1 protein-coding gene is annotated in these 1,199 nt (G+C 62.6%); it reads left to right on the top strand.

Annotated features, from left to right (window positions below):
- Positions 1 to 4 precede the first annotated feature (4 nt).
- On the top strand, positions 5 to 1,198 hold the full coding sequence (gene tuf / locus BM004_RS40510; RefSeq protein WP_093222614.1) for an elongation factor Tu: 1,194 nt from the start codon (positions 5 to 7) through the stop codon (positions 1,196 to 1,198).
- Position 1,199 lies beyond the last annotated feature (1 nt).

Below are 1,199 nucleotides of genomic sequence, written 5' to 3'. Positions count from 1 at the left end.
AAAAATGGCAAAAGGTAAGTTCACCCGTACCAAGCCCCACGTCAACGTGGGCACGATCGGTCACGTCGACCATGGCAAGACCACGCTGACGGCTGCAATCGCAACCGTTCTGTCGGCCAAGTTCGGCGGCGAAGCCAAGGCTTACGACCAGATCGACGCTGCACCTGAAGAAAAGGCCCGCGGCATCACGATCAACACCGCGCACGTCGAGTACGAAACGGCCAACCGCCACTACGCACACGTCGACTGCCCCGGTCACGCCGACTACGTGAAAAACATGATCACGGGCGCCGCTCAGATGGACGGCGCCATCCTGGTGTGCTCGGCCGCTGACGGCCCGATGCCCCAGACCCGTGAGCACATCCTGCTGGCTCGCCAGGTGGGTGTGGGTTACATCATCGTTTTCCTGAACAAGTGCGACATGGTCGACGACGCCGAGCTGCTCGAGCTGGTCGAAATGGAAGTGCGCGAGCTCCTGGACAAGTACGACTTCCCTGGCGACGACACCCCGATCATTCACGGCTCGGCCAAGCTCGCCCTCGAAGGCGACAAGGGCAAGCTGGGCGAAGAAGCCATCATGAAGCTGGCTGAAGCGCTGGACACGTACATCCCGACGCCCGAGCGCGCCGTGGACGGCACGTTCCTGATGCCCGTGGAAGACGTGTTCTCGATCTCGGGTCGCGGCACGGTCGTGACCGGCGCCGTCGAGCGCGGCGTGATCAAGGTCGGCGAAGAAATCGAAATCGTGGGCATCCGCCCGACGGTCAAGACCATCTGCACCGGCGTGGAAATGTTCCGCAAGCTGCTGGACCAAGGTCAAGCGGGCGACAACGTCGGCGTGCTGCTGCGCGGCACGAAGCGCGAAGAAGTCGAGCGCGGCCAAGTGCTGTGCAAGCCCGGCTCGATCAAGCCGCACGTGCACTTCACCGCCGAGGTGTATGTCCTGTCGAAGGACGAAGGCGGCCGTCACACGCCGTTCTTCAACAACTACCGCCCGCAGTTCTACTTCCGCACGACGGACGTGACCGGCGCGATCGAGTTGCCCAAGGACAAGGAAATGGTCATGCCTGGCGACAACGTCAGCATCACCGTGAAGCTGATCAACCCGATCGCGATGGAAGAAGGCCTGCGCTTCGCCATCCGTGAAGGCGGCCGCACCGTGGGTTCGGGCGTCGTGGCCAAGATCCTCGACATCTAAG

Origin of the sequence: Variovorax sp. OK212 (genome assembly GCF_900112425.1) — a bacterium.
Classification (GTDB): domain Bacteria; phylum Pseudomonadota; class Gammaproteobacteria; order Burkholderiales; family Burkholderiaceae_C; genus Variovorax.
This window is presented reverse-complemented; position numbering and strand designations above follow the sequence as displayed.